Consider the following 297-nt stretch of genomic DNA (forward strand, 5'->3'; position numbering starts at 1 on the left):
GCGGCAATGGGGCAGTCAGAGACCAAGGTCGGCGACCTGTGCCAGGAACTTGGCATCACGCGGCAGACCCTGTATCGGCATATTTCACCCAAGGGCGAGCTACGTCCAGATGGCGAGAAGCTACTCAGCCGAATTTGATGCCGACATGAGGCGACGTAGCGAAAGCGTGGTTTGTCTCAATTTGACGGCGGCGAACCGCAAGCGTTCGGTTCGCCGCTCGTTTCGGTCGCAGTGCTGGCCCGCGCCTGGAAACGTTGATAACACTCCAGCCCGCAGAAGTGCTCGACGTACTCCGCG

At 60.3% G+C, this 297-nt stretch carries 1 protein-coding gene; it reads right to left on the reverse strand.

What is annotated here, in order from left to right; translation table 11 throughout:
• Positions 1–176 precede the first annotated feature (176 nt).
• On the reverse strand, positions 177–297 hold a 121-nt coding region (locus ACR6JA_RS22815; RefSeq protein ID WP_137240566.1), incomplete at its 5' end, for a DUF3330 domain-containing protein.

Source organism: Cedecea sp. B1(4), from assembly GCF_059414925.1.